This is a genomic window from Rheinheimera sp. 1928-s (genome assembly GCF_029269265.1).
Classification (GTDB): domain Bacteria; phylum Pseudomonadota; class Gammaproteobacteria; order Enterobacterales; family Alteromonadaceae; genus Pararheinheimera.
The window spans coordinates 95,901-119,860 of record NZ_JARIXP010000001.1 but is presented as its reverse complement, the minus strand read 5'-3'; the positions used below and the strand labels follow the sequence as shown (position 1 = coordinate 119,860).

24 protein-coding genes are annotated in these 23,960 nt (G+C 46.6%); 13 read left to right on the top strand and 11 right to left on the bottom strand.

The genetic code is table 11. The features are described 5' to 3' along the window. The first annotated feature begins 111 nt into the window (after positions 1–111). From thiC to P3C17_RS00440, 8 genes are all read left to right on the top strand, one after another. Complete coding sequence (gene thiC / locus P3C17_RS00475; RefSeq protein ID WP_300927617.1) at positions 112–2,064, top strand: phosphomethylpyrimidine synthase ThiC; 1,953 nt, start codon at positions 112–114, stop codon at positions 2,062–2,064. After that, positions 2,061–3,143 carry an FAD-dependent oxidoreductase gene (locus tag P3C17_RS00470; protein ID WP_300927616.1) on the top strand — a complete coding sequence of 361 codons (1,083 nt, stop codon included), beginning with the start codon at positions 2,061–2,063 and terminating at the stop codon, positions 3,141–3,143. Before thiC ends, P3C17_RS00470 begins: the two co-directional genes overlap by 4 nt. After that, positions 3,136–3,348 (top strand): sulfur carrier protein ThiS, encoded by a 213-nt coding sequence (thiS, locus tag P3C17_RS00465; RefSeq protein WP_300927615.1) that lies wholly within the window; start codon positions 3,136–3,138, stop codon positions 3,346–3,348. The genes P3C17_RS00470 and thiS overlap by 8 nt, the downstream gene beginning before the upstream one ends. Before the next feature lie 2 nt (positions 3,349–3,350). After that, entirely contained in the window at positions 3,351–4,145 is a 795-nt protein-coding gene (locus P3C17_RS00460) for a thiazole synthase (protein ID WP_300927614.1), read from the top strand. Further along, the gene (thiE, locus tag P3C17_RS00455) at positions 4,142–5,749 is read left to right on the top strand and encodes a thiamine phosphate synthase (protein WP_300927613.1); all 1,608 of its coding nucleotides are present in this window, start codon (positions 4,142–4,144) and stop codon (positions 5,747–5,749) included. The genes P3C17_RS00460 and thiE overlap by 4 nt, the downstream gene beginning before the upstream one ends. Further along, complete coding sequence (locus tag P3C17_RS00450) at positions 5,743–6,474, top strand: HesA/MoeB/ThiF family protein (RefSeq protein WP_300927612.1); 732 nt, start codon at positions 5,743–5,745, stop codon at positions 6,472–6,474. Before thiE ends, P3C17_RS00450 begins: the two co-directional genes overlap by 7 nt. A 109-nt stretch (positions 6,475–6,583) precedes the next feature. Continuing rightward, positions 6,584–7,408 (top strand): HipA family kinase, encoded by an 825-nt coding sequence (locus P3C17_RS00445; protein WP_300927611.1) that lies wholly within the window; start codon positions 6,584–6,586, stop codon positions 7,406–7,408. After that, positions 7,375–8,271, top strand: a complete 897-nt coding sequence (locus tag P3C17_RS00440) for a hypothetical protein (protein ID WP_300927610.1) — start codon at positions 7,375–7,377, stop codon at positions 8,269–8,271. Before P3C17_RS00445 ends, P3C17_RS00440 begins: the two co-directional genes overlap by 34 nt. A 30-nt stretch (positions 8,272–8,301) precedes the next feature. Here P3C17_RS00440 and P3C17_RS00435 read toward each other — a convergent pair whose 3' ends face one another. From P3C17_RS00435 to P3C17_RS00390, 10 genes are all read right to left on the bottom strand, one after another. Then, a complete protein-coding gene (locus tag P3C17_RS00435) occupies positions 8,302–9,048 on the bottom strand; it encodes an SDR family oxidoreductase (RefSeq protein WP_300927609.1) in 747 nt (248 codons plus the stop codon). Between the two features lie 8 nt (positions 9,049–9,056). Beyond that, the gene (locus tag P3C17_RS00430) at positions 9,057–10,601 is read right to left on the bottom strand and encodes a methyl-accepting chemotaxis protein (RefSeq protein ID WP_300927608.1); all 1,545 of its coding nucleotides are present in this window, start codon (positions 10,599–10,601) and stop codon (positions 9,057–9,059) included. A 171-nt stretch (positions 10,602–10,772) separates the two neighbouring features. Continuing rightward, positions 10,773–11,168 carry a rhodanese-like domain-containing protein gene (locus tag P3C17_RS00425; protein WP_300927607.1) on the bottom strand — a complete coding sequence of 132 codons (396 nt, stop codon included), beginning with the start codon at positions 11,166–11,168 and terminating at the stop codon, positions 10,773–10,775. 109 nt (positions 11,169–11,277) lie between these two features. Further along, complete coding sequence (locus P3C17_RS00420) at positions 11,278–11,880, bottom strand: YIP1 family protein (RefSeq protein ID WP_300927606.1); 603 nt, start codon at positions 11,878–11,880, stop codon at positions 11,278–11,280. 216 nt (positions 11,881–12,096) lie between these two features. Further along, on the bottom strand, positions 12,097–13,146 hold the full coding sequence (locus P3C17_RS00415) for a hypothetical protein (protein WP_300927605.1): 1,050 nt from the start codon (positions 13,144–13,146) through the stop codon (positions 12,097–12,099). Beyond that, the gene (locus tag P3C17_RS00410; RefSeq protein WP_300927604.1) at positions 13,146–14,201 is read right to left on the bottom strand and encodes a hypothetical protein; all 1,056 of its coding nucleotides are present in this window, start codon (positions 14,199–14,201) and stop codon (positions 13,146–13,148) included. Before P3C17_RS00410 ends, P3C17_RS00415 begins: the two co-directional genes overlap by 1 nt. A 333-nt stretch (positions 14,202–14,534) precedes the next feature. After that, on the bottom strand, positions 14,535–14,900 hold the full coding sequence (locus tag P3C17_RS00405) for a hypothetical protein (RefSeq protein ID WP_300927603.1): 366 nt from the start codon (positions 14,898–14,900) through the stop codon (positions 14,535–14,537). Between the two features lie 114 nt (positions 14,901–15,014). Further along, complete coding sequence (locus P3C17_RS00400; protein WP_300927602.1) at positions 15,015–16,184, bottom strand: serine hydrolase domain-containing protein; 1,170 nt, start codon at positions 16,182–16,184, stop codon at positions 15,015–15,017. Positions 16,185–16,206: 22 nt separating this feature from the next. Continuing rightward, the gene (locus tag P3C17_RS00395; protein ID WP_300927601.1) at positions 16,207–19,401 is read right to left on the bottom strand and encodes a DEAD/DEAH box helicase; all 3,195 of its coding nucleotides are present in this window, start codon (positions 19,399–19,401) and stop codon (positions 16,207–16,209) included. 81 nt (positions 19,402–19,482) lie between these two features. Continuing rightward, a complete protein-coding gene (locus tag P3C17_RS00390; RefSeq protein ID WP_300927600.1) occupies positions 19,483–19,800 on the bottom strand; it encodes a hypothetical protein in 318 nt (105 codons plus the stop codon). A gap of 293 nt (positions 19,801–20,093) precedes the next feature. Between P3C17_RS00390 and P3C17_RS00385 the strand changes: the two genes are divergently transcribed. After that, entirely contained in the window at positions 20,094–20,270 is a 177-nt protein-coding gene (locus P3C17_RS00385; protein WP_233079959.1) for a DUF1328 domain-containing protein, read from the top strand. Between the two features lie 29 nt (positions 20,271–20,299). Then, positions 20,300–20,581 carry a hypothetical protein gene (locus P3C17_RS00380; protein WP_300927599.1) on the top strand — a complete coding sequence of 94 codons (282 nt, stop codon included), beginning with the start codon at positions 20,300–20,302 and terminating at the stop codon, positions 20,579–20,581. A 51-nt stretch (positions 20,582–20,632) separates the two neighbouring features. Here the strand turns inward: P3C17_RS00380 and P3C17_RS00375 are convergent, their stop codons facing one another. Beyond that, the gene (locus P3C17_RS00375; protein WP_300927598.1) at positions 20,633–21,967 is read right to left on the bottom strand and encodes a sigma-54 dependent transcriptional regulator; all 1,335 of its coding nucleotides are present in this window, start codon (positions 21,965–21,967) and stop codon (positions 20,633–20,635) included. 181 nt (positions 21,968–22,148) lie between these two features. Between P3C17_RS00375 and P3C17_RS00370 the strand changes: the two genes are divergently transcribed. From P3C17_RS00370 to P3C17_RS00360, 3 genes are all read left to right on the top strand, one after another. Continuing rightward, positions 22,149–22,703, top strand: a complete 555-nt coding sequence (locus tag P3C17_RS00370; protein WP_300927597.1) for a hypothetical protein — start codon at positions 22,149–22,151, stop codon at positions 22,701–22,703. A 62-nt stretch (positions 22,704–22,765) separates the two neighbouring features. Beyond that, positions 22,766–23,314, top strand: coding sequence for a BON domain-containing protein (locus tag P3C17_RS00365; protein WP_300927596.1), 549 nt, complete (start codon positions 22,766–22,768; stop codon positions 23,312–23,314). A gap of 166 nt (positions 23,315–23,480) precedes the next feature. Further along, positions 23,481–23,960 (top strand): Rrf2 family transcriptional regulator, encoded by a 480-nt coding sequence (locus P3C17_RS00360; protein ID WP_300927595.1) that lies wholly within the window; start codon positions 23,481–23,483, stop codon positions 23,958–23,960.

The window sequence follows — 23,960 nt, the reverse complement described above, 5'->3', positions numbered from 1 at the left end:
GTGATCCGTCTGCCTGTTGGCGCACTCATTCGGCTCATCTGTTGATGGCTGTCCACGCTTTTCCCAAGCTCTGTTGAAAATTAACTATTTAATTATTTCATCGGAGTTTATATGTCAGAAAATCAAAACCGTCGCGCCACCCGCGCTGCTGCCGAACAGTTTATTCAGCAGTTTCAGGGCCAGCCTTATCCAGCCAGCCGTAAGGTCTATATCGAAGGCGAATTGCCCGGCGTGAAAGTCGGTATGCGTGAAATTGAACTGCAGCCCAGTTTAATTGGCGGCACCAAAGACAATCCTTTATTTGCGCCCAATACCCCGGTTCGGGTCTACGACACTTCAGGCCCTTATTCCTGTCCTGATGCGCAAATTGATATCCGCAAAGGCTTGCCTGCTCTGCGTACCAACTGGATCAAAGAGCGTGGCGATACGGATTTGGTCACCGACTTTAGCTCTGTCTACAGCAAAGAGCAGTGGCTGGATGAAAGCCTGCAAAGCTTAAGATTCGAGGCTTTAACAGAAAGACGTAAAGCCAAAGCTGGCGTGGCTGTCACTCAACTGGCCTATGCCCGTCGTGGCATTATCACCCCTGAAATGGAATACGTGGCTATTCGGGAAAACTTAAGCCGCGCGAATCTGGCAGCGGCCACTGAAGCCAGAGCACAGCATCCGGGCCAGAGTTTTGGTGCCAACTTACCCACACAAATTACCGCTGAATTTGTCCGGCAGGAAATAGCGGCAGGCCGCGCCATTTTGCCTGCCAATATCAATCACCCTGAAATTGAACCTATGATTATTGGCCGTAACTTTCTGGTGAAAGTGAACGCCAATATAGGCAATTCAGCGGTTAGTTCATCCATTGAAGAAGAAGTGGAAAAGCTGCTATGGGCCACGCGCTGGGGCGCAGACACAGTGATGGATTTATCCACTGGCCGTTATATTCATCAAACCCGCGAATGGATTATCCGCAACAGCCCTGTGCCTATTGGTACTGTACCTTTGTATCAGGCGCTGGAAAAAGTCGGCGGTATAGCCGAAGACTTGAGCTGGGAATTATTCCGCGACACTTTAATTGAGCAGGCTGAACAAGGGGTGGATTATTTTACTATTCACGCCGGAGTGCGCTTAGCTTATGTGCCTATGACGGCTAAACGCCTGACCGGCATAGTCTCACGTGGCGGTTCTATTATGGCCAAATGGTGCCTGGCGCATCATCAGGAAAACTTTTTATATCAACACTTTGACGATATCTGCGACATTATGCGCTCTTACGATATCAGTTTTAGTTTAGGTGATGGCCTGCGCCCTGGTTCCATAGCCGATGCCAATGACGAAGCTCAATTTGCCGAGCTGAAAACCTTAGGTGAACTGACCCACCGCGCCTGGGCCAAAGATGTGCAGGTGATGGTGGAAGGCCCTGGCCATGTGCCTATGCAGCTGATCCGTGAAAATATGCAGTTGCAGCTGGAATACTGTGCCGAAGCACCTTTTTACACTTTAGGCCCTCTGACCACAGACATAGCACCGGGTTACGATCATCTGACGTCAGCCATTGGCGCTGCTCAGATTGGCTGGTATGGCTGCGCTATGCTGTGTTATGTCACACCCAAGGAGCATTTGGGTTTACCTGATAAAAACGATGTCAAAGAAGGCATGATCGCCTACAAAATTGCCGCCCACGCCGCCGATTTAGCCAAAGGCCATCCCGGTGCACAAATTCGGGATGATGCTTTATCCAAAGCCCGTTTTGAGTTCCGTTGGCAGGATCAGTTTAATTTAAGTTTAGACCCGGAACGGGCTCGTTCTTATCACGATCAAACGCTGCCACAAGAATCCGGCAAAGTAGCGCACTTTTGTTCTATGTGTGGCCCTAAGTTCTGTTCGATGAAAATCAGTCAGGATGTGCGCGACTATGCGGCCAGTATTGAAGTAAAACAGCTGGATACAGAGCTGCAACAAGCAGAAATGCAGAAAAAGGCGCAGCAGTTCCGTGAATCGGGTGCAGAGCTTTATCATACGACGGATAAGAAACTGGCTGATAAAAAGCCGGAGGAGCACCAGCTATGAGCCCGACGCTGCTGATCCTCGGTGGCGGCTTAATGGGACGATTATGCGCTTTGGCTTTGTCCGAACCCGGGCTTTGGCCAAAGCCAGCCCGTATTCGCCTGCTGGAAAAGGGAAGTTTTACCCCTGACCAAAAGATGTATCAACCCAAAGCTGCTTTTGCTGCTGCCGCTATGTTGTCGCCTTTGGCTGAGTCTGTGCTTTTAGAGCAGGATTTAGTAGAAATGGGCTATCGCGGCATGCAGCTCTGGCAACAGCTGCAACAGCAGTTGCCGGATTTTGGCCTGCAACAACAAGGGGCTTTGCTGCTGGCCCACCCGCAGCAACAGCACCTGTTATTGCATTTGGTTAGCCAAATTAAAGCTCAGCCTGAATACAAAGCTAAATGGCTGACTAAAACTGAACTGACAGAACTTGAGCCTTCGTTAGCCGGGCGTTTTCAGCATGGCTGTTATTTACCGGGTGAAGGTCAGTTAGATAATCAGGCTTTTTTAGATCATTCTCTGCAGCTATTGCAGCAAAGAGGCGTAGCGCTGGAAGCTCAGTCCACAACTGAATTTCAGGGTGATGAGCTTTGGTGTAACGGCAAGTTAGAAGCCGCTGATTTGGTCATTGATTGCCGTGGTTTAGGGGCTCAACCAGAGGTACAGCAGCTTAGATCTGTGCGGGGAGAAGTGCTAAGAGTTAAAGCGACTGCAGTCAAACTAAGCCGCCCTGTGCGATTGTTCCATCCCCGTTATGCGCTTTATATAGCGCCCAAAGGCGATGGTATTTTTGTGCTGGGCGCTACAGAGCTGGAATCGGCTGATCAATCCGGCCCTTCGGTGCGTTCGACGCTGGAACTGCTTTCAGCTTTGTATTCAGTAGACCCTGCTTTTGCTGATGCTGAAATTTTAAGTTTGCAAGCCTCTGCCCGCCCCGCTTTGCCGGATAACAGACCTGAAATACAGCAAAAGCCCGGCTTGATTCGGGTTAATGGTTTATATCGTCACGGTTATTTATTAGGGCCGGCTTTGGCTGAACAAGTGGCCCAGCTGGCTTTGCTGCAGTTCAGTGAAACTAAGGAGCTGTGTTATGGCTGAAGTGACTGATACAACAGTGAATATCTGGCTGAATGGCAAAACTGAAACTTTAAACTCCAGTCAATTAAGCGATTTATTGCCACGCTTTAAAGCCCCTTTTGCCGTGGCTTTAAATGGCCGTTTTATTGCAGCAGCACAGTATTCAGACACACAACTTAAAGCCGGTGACGAGCTGGATATTGTCAGCCCTATAGCTGGAGGTTAAGTATGCAACCCGAATTTAAGATTTACGGCGAAACCCTTAGCAGCAGGCTGATTTTAGGCAGCGCCCTCTATCCAAACCCGGCCTTGATGCAGCAAGCCCTGCAACAAAGTGGCTGCGAAGCAGTGACTTTAAGCCTTCGCCGTCAAGCCCCTGAACAACAAGGGGGTGAGCAGTTCTGGCAACTGATCCGCGATTTAAAACTCAGGCTATTGCCCAATACGGCGGGCTGCCATTCAGTGCAACAAGCTGTGACTTTGGCTCAGATGTCGCGGGAGTTATTCCAAACCAACTGGATAAAACTGGAGCTGATAGGCGATGACTACAACCTGCAGCCCGATCCCATTTTGTTGCTGCAAGCGGCCGAACAACTGCTGGCTGATGGCTTTGAGGTCTTACCTTATTGCACTGACGATTTAGTGCTCTGCAAAAGGTTGTATGAACTCGGTTGCAAAGTACTGATGCCTTGGGCTGCGCCTATAGGTTCAGGTTTAGGTGTATTAAACCCTTATGCGCTGCGGACTTTAAGGGAACGTTTACCGGACGCCACTTTAATAGTGGATGCAGGTTTAGGTTTACCCAGCCACGCCTGTCAGGTGATGGAAATGGGTTTTGATGGTGTATTACTGAATTCTGCCGTGGCTTTAGCCAAAGATCCTGTAGTGATGGCTCAGGCTTTTTCACAGGCAGTATCTGCCGGCCGCTCTGCATTTTTAGCAGGGGCTATGCCTAAACAAGATTTTGCCAGCCCTTCAACACCTGTTCTTGGTATGCCGTTTTGGTTACAGGAGGCGCCATGATTCAGCCAACTCAGGCAACTCAGGCAACTCAGGCAACTCAGGCAACTCAGGCAACTCAGGCAACTCAGGCAACAATCCTCTGGAGTATTACAGGTTCAGACAATAGCGCAGGTGCCGGTATTCAGGCCGATTTAAAAACTATCCAAAGTTTTTCTGCACCAGAACATCCTCTGCATTTATACACTTTAGTTACCGCCATTACCGCCCAGCATAGTGGTGGTGTTGATGCTTGTCTGGCGATGTCAGTGGCTATGCTGCACCAACAAGCTATGACTTTGCTGAAAGATGCACAACCTGCTGTGATTAAAATTGGTTTGCTGGTAAATAAACTTCAGGTGCTTTGGTTGGCTGACTTTTTACAAGAACTCAGGCAGCAGCTCAGGCAAAAACAAGCTGATTTGTTGGTGATTTACGACCCTGTCGCCATTAGCAGTAGTGGTTCAAGGATGGCGGACGCTGATTTATATCAAGCGGTGATCCAGCATTTATTGCCACAACTTGATGTGCTGACACCTAACCTGCCGGAGCTGGAGGCTTTAACCCAAAGCACAGATGCAGATCAGGCAGTAAAACTGCTATTAGACACCGGCGTAAAAGCAGTATTGGTCAAAGGCGGCCATGACTTTGATACACAAAGCTGCACGGACCAACTTTTTATCAGCCCGCAGTTTCGTTACCGCGGTTATCCGGCTTATAGCCATCAGGTCAGGTTGAGCAGTCCACGCCAACAAGATGCTTTTAGCCATGGCACAGGCTGTTGTTTTAGCAGTGCTTTAGCAGCAGCTTTGGCTTTAGGTTATGCGCTGGAAGATGCTTTTGTATTAGCAAAAAGCTATATCAATCAGGGTTTAAGCCAGCCAGTTGCTATCACAGAATGTTCAGGAACTTTGGGTCACTGGGGTTTTCCAGCCAAGCCAGAGTATTTACCAAAGCTGCTGACTGACGATCTGCAGCCGCCAGCCAAAGCCTTTGCACCTTTAAAAGCTCCTTTAGGTTTGTATGTGATAGTGCCGTCAGTGGCAGAACTACAAAGGGCTTTAGCGGCCGGAGTGAAAACCCTGCAACTGCGGATAAAAAGCACAGATCAGGCACTACTCCGGCAAGAAATACAGCAGGCAATCCAGCTTTGCCAGCACCCTGATATTCAGCTTTTTATTAACGATCACTGGCAATTGGCGCTGGAATTGGGCGCTTATGGTGTGCATTTAGGTCAGGAAGATATCAACAGCGCCAACTTAGCAGTTTTGCAACAAGCCGGACTGAGGCTGGGTTTATCCAGCCATGGTTTTTATAAACTATTAAGAGCGCAGCAATTTCAGCCCAGTTATCTGGCGATAGGCGCTGTTTTTGCCACTCAAACCAAGGAGATGGGTGGCAAATTACAAGGGCTGCAAAAACTATCCCGATACCCGGCCTTATTCCCAACTACTGCACTGGTCGCTATTGGTGGCATTCATGAACACAATGCCAAAGCTGTGTTGGCCTGTGGCATCCAACATCTGGCGGTAGTACAAGCTTTTGCGAATGCTGCAGAGCCAAAACTTTGGGTGCAACAAATGCAGCAGTTAATCACCGGAGCCCAATTGGAGCAAAAGCCATGCTGAATGATTTAGAATTTATCCGCTATAGCCGCCAGTTGATGTTGCCTGGTTTTGGTGAAGCCGCTCAGTTAAAACTAAAACAAACGAAAGTGCTGCTAATTGGCTGCGGTGGTTTAGGCAATGCCGCCAGTCAGTATCTGGTGTCCTCCGGTATAGGTCACCTGACTTTGGTCGACGGCGATAAAGTGGAGTTATCCAATCTGCAACGGCAGATATTATTCCGCGACAGTGACAAAGGTTTTAACAAAGCCAAAATGGCGGCTCGCCAGCTTAAACAGCTGAATCCGCATGTCAGCGTCAAGGCTGTAGAACAGCAGTTTAGCTTCGACAATGCTGAAGCTTTATTAGCAAACACCGACTGGGTATTGGATTGCACCGATAATTTCCAAAGCCGGAAACTCATTAATCAGCTTTGCCAGCAGCATCAAATCAGCCTGATTAGCGCTGCGGCTATAGCCCAACAAGGCCAGTTGATGCTCTGGCCTTTTGCCCAAAACCGCAGCCCCTGTTATCAATGTTTATTCCCGGATTTAACAGACCAATCCGGCAACTGCAGCAGCTTAGGCGTAGTAGCCCCTTTGCTTGGTGTGATGGGGTCTATGCAGGCTATGTTACTGATCCAGCAAATTATTCAACCGGATAGCCAGCCTAAGCTCTGGCAGTTTGAGGGGATGGGATTCAGGTTGATATCTATAGACATGTTATCTTCATGCTCTAGTCATTGCTAAAAATGAAAATTCGCGTCCCTATTTTAAGATCAAAAATATTAAATTGGGTTCCTTCTTTTTGATCAATGCGTTACGCTTGAAAAGCCAAATTCTAGATTGAACTGAATCAATGTCTAACAAACAAGATCTCCCAAATGTAAAGTACACCCAGGTATCTACATACTTCGGTAGAGAAACATCTGGTAGTAATGCGGAAACATGGAAAGTTTCACTTAGAGGAACTCCCAACTCGATAAACGCTTACATCAAGTTTGTTCACGACTTTAAACAAACGATAACTGAATTAGCATGTTCAAAGGTTGGAAGAGCGTTGGGCTTGAATATACCGGAAGCCTACCTAGTCTACGTAGATACAAATGCATTTCCAGAGAATGTTAAAAAGCAATCAAGCTTTGCAGGAAAAGGAGCCCTATTGGCCTTTGCAAGCGCGAGCCCAGCCCCTAACTCTATGAGTTTCGAGAGGTTATTATCTGAAAACAATCCTATGGCAAATAAGTTATTTGAAGCTTGGAAAAGTCTTGACGATGTGATTGCATTTGATGAATGGATTGCAAATCCAGATAGGTTAGATTGTAATTATTTATATTCTCCAGCACATAATGATTTCTGGTTAATTGACCATGGTAATGCACTTACAGGTGACTGCATGCCACATTGGGCATTAGACAAGCCAGAAATAGAAACTTACAACACTCTTTTTGAAAGCGTTAGCCATCTAAAAACTCATAAGGAAAAATATTTGATGAAAAATAAGGCTGACGCTCTTATGGAAAGAGCAAAAGTGATAGATTTCAGCACCTTAGATGCAGAAAACTACTACAAAATGATTCATGGCAGCGCGGATGCAGCGAAAATCTCTGAATTTTTAGAAAAACGAATCAACCACTCGGTGAAACTTTTATGTCAGAAGATGGGAATACCACAACTAATATAGGCTTCAGACTGCCTAAATTTGATAGCAATTTTTCCTGTATATGGGTTCCAATTTATCTTGAACCGATTACCCACTCAGGAGAAAAAATCACTATTGGCTTTGGTTTCAGAACCATTGACGGTGAATTATTTGTGAAAAGAGCTATTAGTGAATTATCAATTGTGAGTATTTTTGGTGAGAAAGGGAAAGAATTGTATCGACTCACTGAAATGGTATTAAACGATTTTGAACGCTATCTTATCAGGACTAAACGTTTCAACACTTATGAGCCGAAAATAAGAGGCGTAACGATAGGTCAAGAATTTGAAAGCGTCGATGACAATATTGAACAAGTTATTAACCAAGCTAAGCGAAACCTATCGGTTTTCTCTCTTCTTGACACTAAGAGCCTATTAGACGTTAAAGAGTATTCTGACTCGAACTCAAAAAGCTGGCAGCAAGAGATAATGAACAAGTTAAATTTGCTTAGACCAACTCTGCTTAATCACTTCAACCGCGAAGTTATATTCAGGAAGAGTGCTAAACCAGCAAAAATTGGCTATGTCGGAACAAATCTGGCATTCAATTTTGGAGTTTTAAATCCACAAAGTACATCCTTTGCGCAGCAGCAAAACAAAATAATGCGCTACGCGACAGAGCTAAACTCTATGAAAAAACTAGGTCTCAGCACATTTAACCATCTTGAAGTGAACGTTTGGATCCCTGAGAAAAATATGTCCTCAATAAAAAAATCAGACAAGCTCTATGCTGTATGTCAGGAGATTGAACATTTAGGGGATGACATCGATGTGAGGATAGAATTCGGGCAAAATATTGATCGAGTTACAAAAATGATTATCGACGACGTAACCGCTCCAATGTAAAAAATAGCTACAATAAGCTGATATCTACCCTTACCGCCCTCCCGCCAAATCAATAAAAGTGCCAGTAGCATAAGAGGCCTGGTCGGATAACAGCCACAAAATAGCCAGTGCAACCTCTTCCGGCTGGCCACCTCGTTTCATTGGAATGGCATCTTTAATGCGATCGACACGATCAGGTTCACCGCCGCTGGCGTGAATATCTGTGTAGATAAAACCTGGCCGGACAGAATTCACACGAATGCCCTGATCGGCCACTTCTTTGGATAAACCTAAAGTGAAGCTATCCAAAGCACCTTTTGATGCTGCGTAGTCTATGTATTCTCCAGGTGCACCTAAACGGGAAGCGACAGAAGATACATTGACAATGGCACCGCCTTTGCCGCCTAATTTTACCGACATTCGCTTTACCGCTTCGCGTGCACATAACATAGGCCCAACAACGTTAGCAGCAAATACCCGTTGTAAACGGCCTTCATCCATATCCAGCAAACTACTTTGAGTTTCCAGAATACCGGCGTTATTCACCAGTGCAGTGACAGGACCCAGTTCCCGATCAACCCGCAGAAATAAAGCCACTACTTGTGCTTCAACAGAAAGATCCGCCTGCATCGCTATAGCTGTGCCACCTAAAGCCTGAATTTCTGCAACAACAGCATCTGCAGCCTGTTGGTTATTTAAGTAGTTCACACAAACCGTATAACCCTGTGCTGCAGCCAGTTTTGCCGTAGCTGCACCAATACCACGGCTACCTCCTGTAACAATAAGAACTTTCTTCATATCTGCACTCAAACCCGTTTAAAGCCAATCCTGAAGCCACCCCAATGCCGGCCTTTGACCATAATAGGCACCGACAAATCATGCAGAATTTCGCCTGTATCGCGTTTATAAGTTTGCAGCAGCATAGGCTGGGTGTTGCTGCCACAGCGACTGCCGGTGCGGTCGCCAAAGACTCTTTTGGTGCGGTTTTGCAGCAAGTCTTTCTCGTAATTCCCAGTTAACGCCTGGCTGTATTTTTTATTGTGGGTTGGGAAATAACCTTTACGATCCACGCCACCAGCGTACAACACATTGCTATGACGTTCTAAAATAGGCTCCTGGATCAACGGGAAATTCTGGTCGGTAAAACTGTCGTAAGCGGTATGGAATTTTTGTGGATTGGTATTAGCTATAGGCTGGTACTGTTCGGCAAATAACTGCTGTTCAGTTAGCTTGCCCTCGCTCAGCGCTTTTTCAAATAAAGCGCCTATAGCAGCCGCTGCTTGCTGAGCTTCTTTGAGTACAGGGTTAAAGAAGCTCTGGCTGGTGACAGTGCTGAGTTCGCGATAAATACTTTCAGTTTCCACTGACAATTCAATGGCCTGGTCTGCCACTGTGCTGCCTTTATGTTCTATTGCCGATAAGGCCTTATTAATGCTCTGGATCGACTGGCCCAGTTGCTGGCTGGTATTTTCCAACCCAGTACTAACCTGCTCGATTTGTTCCAGCGCAGCGGACACCTGCCCTACTTCGGTATTGATGCCATTAAAACCTGCGGCCACACTTTGTAATTCCTGCTGCACATCGCCACTTAACAGGACCAGCTGCGCCATCACATCAGCGGTTTGTTCGCTTTGGCTACGAATATCAGCCAGCATCTTCGCTATATCTTTGGTCGCTTCTGAGGTTTTACCTGCTAAAGCCCGCACTTCGTCAGCTACTACGGCAAAACCACGACCTTGTTCACCGGCCCTGGCTGCTTCAATAGCAGCGTTTAACGCTAATAAGTTGGTTTGGTTGGCTACACCCGTGATCACTTCAGTAATACGCTGAATATCGTCAGCACTGCCTTTGAGTTGTTCCAGCCGGGCCGCCGCATCACTGACGGCATTAGCTAACTGGTTGATATTTCCCACACTCTTTTGCAAGCGCTGATCGGCTGCACTGCAGGCATTGGCGGTGTGGGTAATGCTATGGCTGATTTGTTGCAGATTATCTGTCAGTTGGCCGCTGGTATCGGCTAAACCTGTGGCAGCACTGCCAATCTGGCCGCAGTCGTCGCCGCTATGTTTGATGTCTTTAATTAAACCGTCGATATAAAAGGAGACTTCGGCTGCCCCTATCGCCATTTTTGAAGTGGCTTCGGTAATATGATGAGCACTGTCGGCCAGCGCATTGGATTCATCTTGAGTCTGAACTTCTGGTTGCTTACGACCGACCCATAACAAAAAACCACCGACGGCCAACAGATTAAACAGCACCAACAGCCAGCTATTGAAATCCAGCCACAGGTACAACACCTGAGCCACCAGCCAGAGCACAACAAACACCACTGCAGCACGTACATTTTCCATAACGACTTCCCATTCGACAAAGGCCAGCAGGCAACATGGCAGAAGAAAAAACTACAGAATTTACAACTCCATAGCATTTAGGTTCTGGCAGTGTTTCTGTTATACCAGCAACTGTCAAACCATCCACAGGGGAATGCGACTAAAGTCTAGGTCGCTTTGGTTTATGTGCTGTTATTGCCGGACAGGAAAACCGCCGTCCGTCCAGGCCTGCATACCACCAGCTATTGAGTATAAGTCACGAAAGCCCATACGTTGCAGTGATTCCACAGCCAAAGCAGAACGGGCACCAGAACGGCAAATTAAATACAAAGGTTGAGTGGCCAATTCTGTTAAAGCCACCACTGCATCCTTATGCTCTGCCACAGCCGGATGCTGCGGCAACTGCATTTCCAGCACACCACGGGGCATATTGACAGCAGTAGGGATATGGCCAGTAGCAAATTCAGCAGGTTCACGCACATCAATAATACGAGCCTGACTGCTTTGCAATAACGCAGCCAGCTGCTGCACTGTCAGTTCCTGAATTTTAGCTTTGGCTTCAGCGACAAGCACGAGTCCTGTTTTCATAACGGCAGTCCTGTGTAGTGAGTTGGTTTTAGTGTATACCGAAAGAAGTCGGGATTGCAGCAGTGCAATAAACAAGCAGCCAAAGCGACAGTCTGAGCGAAAACCATTGTTAGTTACGAAATCCGGATAGTATCATCGCCAACACAAAAAACGGTGCAACAAAAAGTACAGCCGCCAGCAAAAAATTTCCAATCGCTTTCCAGAAAGAAAACCCTTGCACTTGCGCTATACACATGAACATCAACACAGAAGCCCAGCAAGCGAGTAAAAATTGTATCGCCAACAGCACAAAAAACGGAATTGGATTTGCTGAGATTGCAGGAGTCTCGGAACTGAAAATTTCGTTGCCATAAAGAGCTATCTCTACAAAACACAAAGGTAAAGTACAAATCGCAGGAATTACCCCCCAGGCAAATGCCGCTCTAAGGTGTTCTGCTGTCGCTTTTCCGCCTAACCAAGAGCCTGATATTTTCAGTAACCAGCCTAAAACATAAAGAGTGATCAGTCCGCAGATAATACCGCTTACAGTTGCCCCAAACAGAATGGCCGAAAGCTCATACTTATCGCCCATTTCTTTATTGCTTGCCTTGGTGAGCACATCCCATATGCCATACAACATAGCTAATGGAATGACCGCATATTGGGCATTAGTATCAATAATTTCCTGGATAGTTTGTCTCGGCTGAAACCAAATATTTGTCCAGAGGTTCACTGTATCTCCTTGATAGCCCATGAAGAACTTCATTCTTTATTTTGAATTGATCACGATATCAAATGTATTGGTTTGAGCCAAATTTCCATAGAGGAATGATCAGGATCTTCGACATGGACACCAAAGAAGAGGTTTTAATAGTCCTATAGCAAGGTATGTGTTGCGAGGGCGGTGCCTTTTCCGCAGCCCCTTGACTGATTCATTGCAGCAATAGCGTTACTTCCCCCCAGCCAACTGCTGCAAAAACTGCAAACGCTGCTTTTCATCGTCACTTAACACAAAAGGCTCGTCGCTGAGTTGGCCAAAGTTGATGGCTTCTACCACAAAACCTGGTTCTTTACTGTTGCCGTACCTGTTGAGTTCACCCGGCATGGCGGAGCGTAATTCCAGTACAAAAGTACCCAGCCAATAAGGGCCAGCTTGTTGCTGCAGTACCTGTTTAAAAGCCCGCAGTTCGAGCTTGGCCGCCCCCTCTGTTAACTGATCTTCTGCCGTTAGCACCGCTAGCGGCTGCTTGCTTTGAGTAAATAAATTGGCTCTTAAGCGGTACATACCCGCTTTTTTCACTTCCAGCTCCACAGGGATCACGAAATCAGCGCCACGCGAACTGCTGCTGCCAACACCCGTGATAGTGGCAACCGGATAGCTGTAGTCGAACCCTGTTTGCAGTTGCTGGGTTTTACCTTCGGCTTCAAATAACACCACCAGCTCCATAGCTCCGTCCCAACTTTCGCTGGCATCAAACTGATGAGCCCATTCTGCAGCATCTGCATTGGCGGTTAAATCGGCCTGCGCCAGCACTTTGCCGCTTTGTTGTTCACGTAATTCAGCTCTGGCATGTTGTGGTGACAACCCATCCATCACCAAGGTAAAAGCCACAGCTTCAGGGTAGCTGAATCTGTATTTAGGCAACACCAGACTGGCGCTGGCGCCCCCTTCCAGCGGCAAAGCCACAGTGTCAAAATGATTGGGGTTGAGTAACTGATGATCTGCTGCCGACAAAGGCCTGGAGTAAGGCGGATAACTTAGTTCAGCCGCATAGGCCTGCGACAACAGACTAAAACTTTGTTGCAATTCTTCCTGCTGATACTGATCCATCTGCACTGGTGCAGCAGTTTGAGCATCGACTTTGGTCTGGGGTTCAGCAATAGCTTCAAGCTGGGCCTTATCCACCACAGCCACAGCAGTTTCAGTTTTGGGCCACAACCAAAAAGCTGCCAGTGCCATCAGCACCAGCAGCATCATAACCAAGACTTTTTTTGGCATTAATCAGCAGCCTGACTGACTAAAGACGACATGCTGTGACGATCCGAACCTGTCACCAATAAATAGTTCGAGGCAAATACCCACCAGCCGCGTTTTTGCTGATAAGTCTGGAACTGCAAAGCTTCGTTGTTTAAGTAATTGGCTCTGGCATTGGCTGCTGTCACTTCGCCATCGCGACTGTCTTCAATAAGACCGCTGTGGCTGTAGTCGTTGCCCATCAGCATGGGGTAGTGATAGGGCATAAAGCCCTTCACGCCACTGCTTTGGCTGGTCAGTTTGCCATCAAAAGCCACGTTCGCACTGCAGCTATCAAAAGAGCCGACAGCAGATGCACCACAACTGGAATGACTGGCGACCACACCATCGTCAGTGCCAGGTAAAAATGGGCCTGTGGCATTTAAAAAGTCAGAACCTGCGCCCACAAAACGTAAACGTGGCACACGACTGGTTGGGAAACTTGCCAGTTGCCGCGCTGTATTCACCCGCAGATCGTTCAGCACTCCAATATTAGAAGGTGATGGCATCTGGCCTAACCATAAAGATAAAGCTGCACGTAAAGCTGCGTCTGTCCAGCTACCGCCTCCAGCCACATTCACAGCTAAATCAGCCAGTTCAACACCACCACCAGCGCCGGCAAAGTCAAAACTGGCGATAATATTCAAAGGTTGTAAGCCGGCGTTTTGCAGCCATAAAGCCTGATTGTCGATGATATAACGGGTGACTAAATCGCCTGTGGAATGGCTGACGAAAATACAACCGTTGTTGCAGGTGCCAGCGCGGGATAACTGCTGCAGTTTTGGCCAGACATAGTCGGTGGCAATTTTGCCGGCAATACGTTCTTGTGATGGCCAGTCGATACGCGCATCAGCACGGCTTAACCAAAAACCAGCCCAGTAGTCGGCGCCATTGCTGGTGACATCAGCGCCTGTTGGCCTATCCGCTAAATTAGCAGGCTGGAAACCATGCACTAACACTACAGGATGACCATTCAACGCAGCAGAAAGAGGTAAACTCAGCAGCGCCAGTGTGGCAGCCGCCATTTTTAGTAGTTTCATTCGTTTGTCCTTGTTCTTGTCTGTAAATTTATTGTTTTATTTGCATCATTTCCGTGATGCCAAGTTACAAATCCCAGTACAAGATAGAACAGTTAAATGACAATGCAATGGCCGAAAACCGCAGAAAAGAAGGGAGAAGAATGAAAAAAGAACTGCTTCGTTTGAATATGAAATGTTAACAAATGAACAAAGACCTGTACTGTCTGCGGATATCAGAACTTAGTAACACGCTTTATTCCTGCAACAGCTGTTTAAAGTGATTACTCGAATTATTTTTTGTGTATTGAAATTTGCTGGAGCAGTACAGCGTTTTCTGCTCCATAAACTTTAGTTTTATGGGATCTGTACGTTGCATTCACCGCCTGGTGTACCACCGGGGATCCATGTCCAGCGACTCTCATTCCGGCAATTGTAACGTTCAGTGGTGCGTTGTTCACGGTAAGTTCGGATGGCTTCATTCACATAGTAGCCCTGCATTTTAGGGCACTGAGCAAATGCAATATGGCCTTCGACCGTATTTGTATAAGTTCTGTTTTCATAAGGAAGGCTAATGTATACACATTGAGTGACAGGTTGCTGCACTATGATGGTTCGCTCATCACAAACCTCCACCTGAGACTCCACCCAATAACCGCATTCCTGCTGTGCAGCCGCTGCGGTAGTCGCAAAGGCCAGAGCAATAACTATTTTTTTTAACATCCTGATTCTCCTATTGATGATTTAGTAGCACTTTAAGGTGCAAAAGTTAAATTATCATCAATACACAGAATGTAAAGAACATTTTATTTACAAAATTACCCCTAATGGTTAATTTTAGGTGCCAATGGCTGACGCAGCTATATTCGCCAATTTAGCGCGCAGGTCTGTGATGGAAGTAGTGCGATTTGGGTGTACACGATTCGATAATAAAATGATGTAGGTGCGGCTGGCCGGATCTATCCAGATACTGGTGCCGGTAAAACCTGTGTGACCAAAAGAGCCTGGTGGCAATAAATCACCTTTGGGCGCCGAGTAGGCTGTTTGCATATCCCAGCCTAAAGCCCTGCTTTGGTTGCCAATCACTACCGGAGTGAGTAAACGTTGTACCGCCAGCGGTGATAATACTCTTTGGCCTTTTAGCTCGCCGCCGTTCAATAACATTTGGACAAATAAGGCCAAGTCGTCCGCTGTACCAAAAATACCAGCATGGCCAGCTACTCCACCTAAACGCATGGCAGTTGGGTCGTGCACTACCGCATGTAAATAAGGCTGAGCGTAATTCGGCAGTAGCTTTTGATAATCCACATCGCCTTGCAGGTTTTCGGTGGGGGCTATACGTTGTACATAAGCGACATTTTGCGAAGGCTTATCCAGAGGCAAATAGCGGCTGTCTTTCATCTTTAATGGCTGAAAAATGCTTTGTTCTGCCAATAGATCCAAAGGCTGCTTCGTGATCTGCTCAACCACCAACCCCAACAAAACAAAGCCTATATCTGAATACACAAACTGCTGTTCCGGTTTGGTTTTTAACTTCAGCTTTGCAAGCGCGCCGTCTAAACCTGCTTTACCCTGCCAGAACTCACGTCTGTCAAAACCATCAGCTAAACCTGAACTGTGGGTCAGCAATTGCAGAATAGTGATTTTCTTCACTTCAGCATCGTTAAGCTGCTGCAGGTAGTTGCCGACAGGGTCTGTTAAACGCAACTCGCCCTGTTCCACCAACTGCATTATTAAGGTTGTTGTGACTACAGGCTTAGTTAGGGAAGCCAAATCAAAGACAGTATTTGTTGCGATCACAGGCGCTGCAGGTGAATAAGTTTTAAAACCAAACGCCTTACGGTATAAAACCTTATCACCACGCCCAACCAATACCACAGCACCGGGTAATTGCTTATCTGCAATAGCCTTTTCGACCAAAGGCGCTATGCGATCATAAGGTTCAATTGCCTGAACCGCAGAACTAGCGCAACACAACAGGAAAAATAATACGTTTTTGATCGTCATGGTTTTTTCCTTTGCTGCGGGACTACTCTTCACTAAACAATGCCAGTAAATCCTGTGCTTCACCTTGCCAGATATGGCTTTGACCCAGACTAAAAATCTGATCGGCCAGCCCTTGTTTAAACTGCTGTAACTGCTGCACTTTTTCTTCTACAGTTTTGCTGACAATCAGCTTATACACAAACACCTGCTTATCCTGACCTATACGATAAGCTCTGTCTGTCGCCTGATTTTCCGCTGCCGGATTCCACCATGGATCGTAGTGAATAACAGTATCAGCTGCAGTCAGGTTTAAACCTGTACCACCGGCTTTTAAACTGATTAAAAACACAGAATTGTCGCCGAGCTGGAACTCGTCTATTTGTTCCTGTCGTTTTTTCGTCTGGCCTGTCAGCTTACTGTAGCTGATATCCATATACTGCAGTTCCTGCTCTATCAGGCTAAGCATACTGGAGAACTGACTGAAGATCAGTACCTTACGGCCTTCTTCAATCATCTCAGGCAAAGTGTCCCGCAGCCACTGCAACTTGGCATTATTCTGCACCAGCTGTGCCTGCTCTATTGGTAATAACCGCGCATCACAACAGGCCTGACGTAGTTTTAACAGCGCGTCCAGGTACTCCATCTGGCTGGCTGCTACGCCTTTGCGCAAAAACATTTCCCGCACTTTGGTTTCCATAATTAAACGGATACTTTCGTACAAATTGCGCTGATCCGATTCCATCTCCAGCAACTGCAAAATTTCAGTTTTATCAGGTAATTCTGTCGCGACCTGCTTTTTAGTGCGGCGTAACATAAAAGGTGCAATACGCTGCCGCAGCGCATGAGCACGCTCTGCATCGGCTGACTTTTCTATAGGCTTGCGAAACACCTGGGTAAATCGGGCTTCAGTGCCTAATAAACCTGGCAAGACAAAATCAAATAAAGCTTTAAGCTCACCTAAATGGTTTTCCAGCGGCGTGCCCGTTAAGGCCAGTTTAAAGTCGGCTTTTACTAAGCGAGCACTTTGCGCCGACTGCGAACCGGCATTTTTAATATGCTGAGCTTCATCCAGCGCCATCAGGCTAAAGTGATGCGTCTGGTAATAGGCTAAATCCCGCACCAACAGCGGATAGCTGGTGACTATTAAGTCGTATTTTTCTAACTCGTCAAATAGCGCCTGACGTTTAGGGCCATATAAAGTCAGTACTTTCAGTGAAGGGGCAAAACGTGCGGCTTCCTGCGCCCAGTTGCCCAATAAACTGGTAGGGCAAACAATTAAAGCCGGGTGTTTCAGCAGGCCTGACTCTTGCTGATGTAGTAAAAATGCCAGCGTCTGCACGGTTTTACCCAAACCCATATCGTCGGCCAGAATGCCACCCAAACCAAAACGGCGCAGGAAACAGAGCCAGCTTAAACCCTGCTGCTGATAAGGCCGCAGCTGTGCTTTTAAACTTAAAGGCGCTGCTACATCTTCAATACCATCAAAATGATGCAACTGAGTCACCAACTGCTGCAAACGTCCGGCATTTAGATAACGAATTTCTTCAGCACCTGGGCCTGGTAATAAGGCTGCTTTGTAATCTGGCAGCTCAATTTCGCTGGGTGCTTTTTTCAGGTTTAACAGTTCAACTATGGTGTCGATCAAGGGCTGGATCAGGCTGACCGGCAAAGGTAATTTGCCTTGAGGTAAACTCAGCCACAAGGTTTCATCGGCCGCCGGCAAACCATAACTGCGTAACCACTGAGTGATCAAAGGCAAGAGCGGAATTTGTTGGCCATCAATTTCTACCTGAATAGCTAAACCAAAACCACCGGTGTTTTTGTCTGTCACTTCCAGATAAGCTTTGGCGTGAATCACCGCCTGATTAAAGGCTTTGTCCTGTTCAATGCGCCAACCTTGTTGTTTTAACTCTGGGATGGCTTGCAATAACGGCTGCCATAACAGCGGATTTTCCGGCCCTTCGCCACAGTCAAAACACGGAGTTGTAAACTGTTCCAAAGGCACAGAACGTAAGCCATACAAAGACATAGTTTCCAGCGCTTTGATTTCGCTATCGCGGTCACGGCGGATAAATACCGTCTGGTTATCTAACTGCAACTGGGTCTGGGATTGTTGTAAATCCAATGGCAATAAATGCGGGCCATAGGCCATTTGCAATACAGCGACAGCTTTGCTGACTTTATTTTTTTGCGTCAGCAACTTCAGCTGCAACACAGGCACTGGTTTGCTTTCAATTTTTTGCACCGCACTGTCGTCCGGCATAGGTAAATTGAGCTTGGGGAAAATTTGCTGCAACCGCTTCATACTGTCCGGCAATACGGCAGCTGGCACAGGCGGCATACGCATCAAGAGTTTCAACTCACGGCCTGTGATGTCGCTGTCGAGTAAACCAAGCTGATTATTGACTAAATCGAGGTAACAAGGTGGATCGGTGAACACCAGTTCCAGTTCGCGGTCTTTGGGCATTAATTGCAGCAACTGCCAACCCGCTTTGCTTTTTAACCAACGTAATTGCAGCGGCAGGTTATCGCTCCAGAATAACTCGCGGCGTTCTTCGTCTAACACACAACGGCCTGTTTCCAGCATTTTTAATAGCAGCTGATAACCCCACTGATCTTCCAGCAAGGCCTGACGGCGTAAATCAAAAGCAAAAAACTGCTGCAGTAACCGATAGTCATCTTCGGCCAGCCATAAAGGCCGGATTTGGCCAGACAGCTCACTTTGAGCAATAATTTTGCCTTTGCTGTAACTGCCATTTTTAGCTTGTTTCACGCGTTTAGGCAGCAGCTGCAAACCTAAGCTACTGGGGCGCAGTTCATACAAAACTGTATCTTCGGGGGTATTGGCTGCAATTGGAGGATTGTATTGCTCGGCTTCGCTAAACCATTGGTTTAACTGACGCACCGGCTGTTGCACCGACTTTTGTTGCAATTGATCCAACTGATGTTTCAGCTTTAACAATGCCGCCAGTACATGCTTGCATCTGTTACCTTCTGAGCAGGTGCAGGAATCTGTCAGTTGCACCTGACCATCGCGCTCAGATATAGAAATCAGCTGCTTAAAAGGACTAAAACCATCACCCCAAACCTGACTGCGAATTTGAGAAAAGTCAGGCTCATAATCCAGCTGCACTACTTTTCCAGCCAGAAAATAAGCCCGCGCCTTATGAAAGGTGGCAGGGTGAAACCAGAGTTGTAACTGCTCTGCAGAGACAGGAAAAACAAAATCAGCCGTCATACGCCAAATTTTTTAAAACCAAATGGCGTTTATGCTACCTCAAATTGCAAGACAGCCATAGCAGGCTTTTGTCTGATAGAGTTAATCTTCAGGTGACAAGGTCGTTAACACCACATGCCTTTTAATGTCTTTCACCAGAATTCCGCATTTAAACAGCTGTTTATGGATTTGTTTTTGAAAATACAGATCCAGCTTTTGCTCCAGCGCAGCAGCTAAAGCCGCTTCGGAATTAAACTGGCAACGCACCAGTAAAGACCCAGGGAAATTCTCGAACTCCATACTGAACCAGCAACCAACAAAATCTGCATACAAAACCGCCGCGGCCTGCTCTACCGCTTCTAAAGACTTCAGCACATTAGCTTGCTGCTTTTGTTGCACCACACTTAATTTTTTTGCCATTGTTCACTCAGTTCCAAACTTTTATAAGCAGAATTATGACACGGATTCAGGTGCTACAGGGTCAGGCTTTAGCTTCTAAACTCTGCAACTGTTACTGCCCTGCCTGTAAATTTTACCTTTGAAGCATACAAAGCGCAGACAGCCTGCGTTCAGGAATTATGTATAAAATAAGCGATAACAATAACTTAGAGTACAAAATTTAACCTTGGCATGATGCTGGCTTGGTGACAAAAGTACGTTCAACCAAGTGCTGAAGCACTTTTGATGCGGTACTTAAGTACCAAGGAGCAATTATGTTAGGCTGGGCTTTAACTTTTCTTATTGTGGCCATAGTGGCTGGTATCCTGGGTTTTGGCGGCATAGCAGGCGCAGCAACAGGTATAGCAAAAGTCATTTTTCTGATTTTTATTGTCTTGCTGGTGATTTCGCTGCTAGCCAACGCACTGCGCGGCAAAACCCCTAAATTGTAAAATGCCGGAAGCGGCTGAAGGAGAATGGAATGAAAACTCAAACTTCATTGTTCAAATTGTTATTTGCTGTAGTGCTTGCGACGTCAGTGGTTGCTTGTAGTGAAAGTGATGCAGATAAAGCTGAAGACAGAATGGAAGAACTCAAAGCTCAGGCAGAAAAAACAGCTGAGCAAGCCAGCGATAAACTGGAAGAAGCAGCTGACAAAACAGCAGACGCGCTGGAAGACGCTGCAGACAAAACCGCAGAGAAAGCCAAAGAACTCTGTGAAGCAGCCAAGGAAAAGGCTGACGCCAAAGACAAAGACTGCTAAGTAACACAGGCGGGGTTGATCCCCGCCCTTCCTGCACCTGCTTTAATCTGTTCAGATTTTCTGCTGATATTTTTCCAGCTTGTTATAAAGGGTTTTTACACTGATGCCTAACTGTTGCGCGGTATCGGTTTTATTGCCGCAGTTTCGTTCCAATGCTGCAAAAATTGCTGCTTTTTCCAGCTCGTCCAGCGGCATATCGGCAGGAATATCTGCAACATCAGCTGCTGGGGTCGCCACTTCCAACAGTAAGTGTTCAGGCTCGATCAGTTTATCTGCCAGAATAAAAGCCCGCTCAACAGCATGTTTCAGTTCACGTACATTACCAGGCCATTTGTGCTGTGCTACCAAGGATAAAGCAGCATCAGACAGCTGTTTTTGCTGTTTTTCCCTGGCATTGCAATAGGCAAGAAAATGCTGCGCCAGGCCAGCAATATCGCCCTCACGTTCGCGCAGTGGCGGCACTTTCACCGGAAACTGCGATAACCTGAAATACAAATCTTCCCTAAACAGACCATCGGCCACAGCCTGCAAAGGATCCCTGTTAGTGGCAGCTATCACCCTGACATTGGCCATACACAGCTTATTACTGCCAACAGGGCGATATTCACCACTTTCCAGTACCCGCAGTAATTTCACCTGCTGCTCAAGCGGCATTTCTGTCACTTCATCCAGAAATAAAGTGCCTTGTTCTGCCTGAGCAAATACGCCCTGATGATCACGTAAAGCGCCGGTAAAAGAGCCTTTGACATGACCAAACAGTTCGCTGTCGATCAGCTCCGAACTCAAAGCACCACAATTAATAGCAATAAAAGGCTTATCGGCCCTGTGACTGGCCAAATGCACTGTATTCGCCACCAGCTCTTTACCTGCACCGCTTTCGCCGATAATAAAAACATTGGCTTCAGTGACGGCCACTTTACGCACCGTTTTGTAGAGCCGGAGCATGGCAGCAGACGAGCCCACCAATAAACCAAACTGATCCAGATCACTGGTTTGAACTTTACGTTTCACCGCTACTGTGGACAGTTGCTGATAAAAGTCCTGCACTGCATCCAGTACACAATTCATATCCAGTGGCTGGCGAAAGTGATAACCAGCACCACAGCGCATCAGTTGATCCAGCGCCAGATCCGGTACGCCTTTACTGACCAGAATAAAGTCCATTTCTGCCAACGCATTACTGTGCTGCAGCAGCTCGTATTGAGCAGGTTCTGGATTATCTATTTCAATAAAAGCTAAATCATAAGGTTGTCTGAGCAGTTGTTCTGCCCAGCATTCATCTGGCTGGCTTTTACAAATGACAAAACGCCGGACAATGTCTGACTGCAATAGTTGAGTAGTTAACTCGGGGTCCTGCACATGCAGGAACAGTAAAGGCTGGGTCATACATACTTTCCGTAGTTTTAGACTGTAAATTTAACAGGGCTCCTGAGTAAAACTTACCGACCTGCACTCAGCTTCCCGGCTAGAAAAAAGCAAAAATATCTATACATCATAAACTTACATCTTGGTACATGAATTGATTATGAATCTGTATGGTTTTTATTTGCCATGGAGTACCAAACTGATGACAGAACCATTATTAAACAAGGCGCTAACAGTGCAGCAGACAGAACTGTTAGCGACTTTAAGCTGCTTGTTTTCACGAGCGAAAACTTTTTACCAACATCACGCAGAAAGTGCCGGCCCGGGTAACCTGCGCAGACAATTTGCAGCGCTGGCAGAGCTGCATCAGCAAATTTTATATTTGTTTCCAGCTCCCAAAAGTGTTGCTGATAACGCGACTGAGAGTACAGCGGAAAGTGCAGCAGAAAGTAGCGCTTTATCGGAGCTTAGCAACTGGTACCACAACCCACCCAACCCGCTTTCTGTGTCAGCTATACAGCAGCAACTTACCACCCAGTTGCAGCTACAAAAAGCGCTGATCAGAAGTGGCGATGTACCGCTGCATCATAAAACCTTGTTGCATTTTACTGCGAGTCTGCAAATAGCAGCCGATCAGCTGGCACAGAACAAAACTCAGCCCTCAGACTATGAAACTTTTACCGATCAGTCAGACAAATTTACAAACATAAAATTAACATCAGATGAACTTAAAAATATATTCAATACAAATCAATAACTTAAACTTTGGCATCAAACTGGCAACACCTTCAGGGTGTCACTAACAAAGGAGCGACCCTTATGAAACGCACAACATTAGCAGTGATGATGACTTTAACTCTTGCTTCAGTATCGGCCATGGCGGCCAATGACTGGAAAGATACAGCGAAAGATGCCTGGATTGACGGCAAAGCTGAAACGACTCTGTTGCTGAATGGCAACCTGAATTCTTTTACCATCGACACCCATGTAAAAAATGGTGTGGTTACCTTAACAGGTGAAGTGGAAAGCGATGTGGATAAAGCATTGGCTGCAGAGCTGGTTGAAGGGCTGGACGGCGTTACCTCAGTAGAAAACCAGCTGATGGTGAAAAAAGACGGCAAAACCAATACCGATCCAAAACAGACCAGCGCACTGAAAGATGCAAAAATAGCGACAGTGGTAAAAACCAGTCTGTTATTTGAGCCAGAAACCAGTGGTACCAGCATTGATGTGGATGTTGAAAATAGTGTGGTAACACTCAGTGGCGTGGTGGATTCAGATGCTGAAAAAGATCTGGCCGTTGCCAAAGCTAAAAACACCAAGGATGTGGTGAAGGTAGTAGATAAATTAACAGTGTCAGAAGGTTAATAGCCTTATCGCCAAAGCCGGTCACTCGACCGGCTTTGTTTTTTACTTCAGCCAGGATTTATCCCTCTCTTCTGCAATAGCCTTTTTGTCAGCGCATTTAAGCCATTCATCGCCTTTTATGAAGAACAGCTTGCTCAATGCCACATCATGTAATATTTTGAGTTACATGAAAACAGATAATAAACTCTCATCCATTTTGCATGTCATTCTGCATCTGGCTGAACATAACCAGGCAATGACCTCTGAAACACTGGCGCTTTATCTGAAAACGAATCCTGTGGTGATCCGCCGTATGATGGCTGGTTTGCGTCAGGCTGGTTTAGTGGTTTCAGTCAAAGGCCATGGCGGCGGCTGGACTATGGCAAAACCTCTTGCCGCGATCAGCTTGCAGGACGTGTATCAGGCGCTTGGAGCTCCACGCTTATTTGCTCAGGGTTATCGGCAGGACGCACCACAATGCCTTATCGAACAGGCCGTGAATGCGTCGCTGGACTCAGCTTTTGCGGAAGCAGAGCGGCAACTGCTGCAGAAATTCAATGCAGTAAACCTCTCTGATATAGCAGCTGATTTTGAACTCAGGCGTCAGCAACATTTGCTGACATTGGAACACTCAGCAGCAACTGCACCACAAACCAAAGAAGAGTAA

Excerpts from the sequence above, each read along its gene's own strand:
- thiC (WP_300927617.1), top strand. The coding sequence starts at position 112 with ATGTCAGAAAATCAAAACCGTCGCGCCACCCGCGCTGCTGCCGAACAG.
- P3C17_RS00470 (WP_300927616.1), top strand. The coding sequence starts at position 2,061 with ATGAGCCCGACGCTGCTGATCCTCGGTGGCGGCTTAATGGGACGATTA.
- thiS (WP_300927615.1), top strand. The coding sequence starts at position 3,136 with ATGGCTGAAGTGACTGATACAACAGTGAATATCTGGCTGAATGGCAAA.
- P3C17_RS00460 (WP_300927614.1), top strand. The coding sequence starts at position 3,351 with ATGCAACCCGAATTTAAGATTTACGGCGAAACCCTTAGCAGCAGGCTG.
- thiE (WP_300927613.1), top strand. The coding sequence starts at position 4,142 with ATGATTCAGCCAACTCAGGCAACTCAGGCAACTCAGGCAACTCAGGCA.
- P3C17_RS00450 (WP_300927612.1), top strand. The coding sequence starts at position 5,743 with ATGCTGAATGATTTAGAATTTATCCGCTATAGCCGCCAGTTGATGTTG.
- P3C17_RS00445 (WP_300927611.1), top strand. The coding sequence starts at position 6,584 with ATGTCTAACAAACAAGATCTCCCAAATGTAAAGTACACCCAGGTATCT.
- P3C17_RS00440 (WP_300927610.1), top strand. The coding sequence starts at position 7,375 with ATGTCAGAAGATGGGAATACCACAACTAATATAGGCTTCAGACTGCCT.
- P3C17_RS00435 (WP_300927609.1), bottom strand. The coding sequence starts at position 9,048 with ATGAAGAAAGTTCTTATTGTTACAGGAGGTAGCCGTGGTATTGGTGCA.
- P3C17_RS00430 (WP_300927608.1), bottom strand. The coding sequence starts at position 10,601 with ATGGAAAATGTACGTGCTGCAGTGGTGTTTGTTGTGCTCTGGCTGGTG.
- P3C17_RS00425 (WP_300927607.1), bottom strand. The coding sequence starts at position 11,168 with ATGAAAACAGGACTCGTGCTTGTCGCTGAAGCCAAAGCTAAAATTCAG.
- P3C17_RS00415 (WP_300927605.1), bottom strand. The coding sequence starts at position 13,146 with ATGCCAAAAAAAGTCTTGGTTATGATGCTGCTGGTGCTGATGGCACTG.
- P3C17_RS00410 (WP_300927604.1), bottom strand. The coding sequence starts at position 14,201 with ATGAAACTACTAAAAATGGCGGCTGCCACACTGGCGCTGCTGAGTTTA.
- P3C17_RS00405 (WP_300927603.1), bottom strand. The coding sequence starts at position 14,900 with ATGTTAAAAAAAATAGTTATTGCTCTGGCCTTTGCGACTACCGCAGCG.
- P3C17_RS00400 (WP_300927602.1), bottom strand. The coding sequence starts at position 16,184 with ATGACGATCAAAAACGTATTATTTTTCCTGTTGTGTTGCGCTAGTTCT.
- P3C17_RS00395 (WP_300927601.1), bottom strand. The coding sequence starts at position 19,401 with ATGACGGCTGATTTTGTTTTTCCTGTCTCTGCAGAGCAGTTACAACTC.
- P3C17_RS00390 (WP_300927600.1), bottom strand. The coding sequence starts at position 19,800 with ATGGCAAAAAAATTAAGTGTGGTGCAACAAAAGCAGCAAGCTAATGTG.
- P3C17_RS00385 (WP_233079959.1), top strand. The coding sequence starts at position 20,094 with ATGTTAGGCTGGGCTTTAACTTTTCTTATTGTGGCCATAGTGGCTGGT.
- P3C17_RS00380 (WP_300927599.1), top strand. The coding sequence starts at position 20,300 with ATGAAAACTCAAACTTCATTGTTCAAATTGTTATTTGCTGTAGTGCTT.
- P3C17_RS00375 (WP_300927598.1), bottom strand. The coding sequence starts at position 21,967 with ATGACCCAGCCTTTACTGTTCCTGCATGTGCAGGACCCCGAGTTAACT.
- P3C17_RS00370 (WP_300927597.1), top strand. The coding sequence starts at position 22,149 with ATGACAGAACCATTATTAAACAAGGCGCTAACAGTGCAGCAGACAGAA.
- P3C17_RS00365 (WP_300927596.1), top strand. The coding sequence starts at position 22,766 with ATGAAACGCACAACATTAGCAGTGATGATGACTTTAACTCTTGCTTCA.
- P3C17_RS00360 (WP_300927595.1), top strand. The coding sequence starts at position 23,481 with ATGAAAACAGATAATAAACTCTCATCCATTTTGCATGTCATTCTGCAT.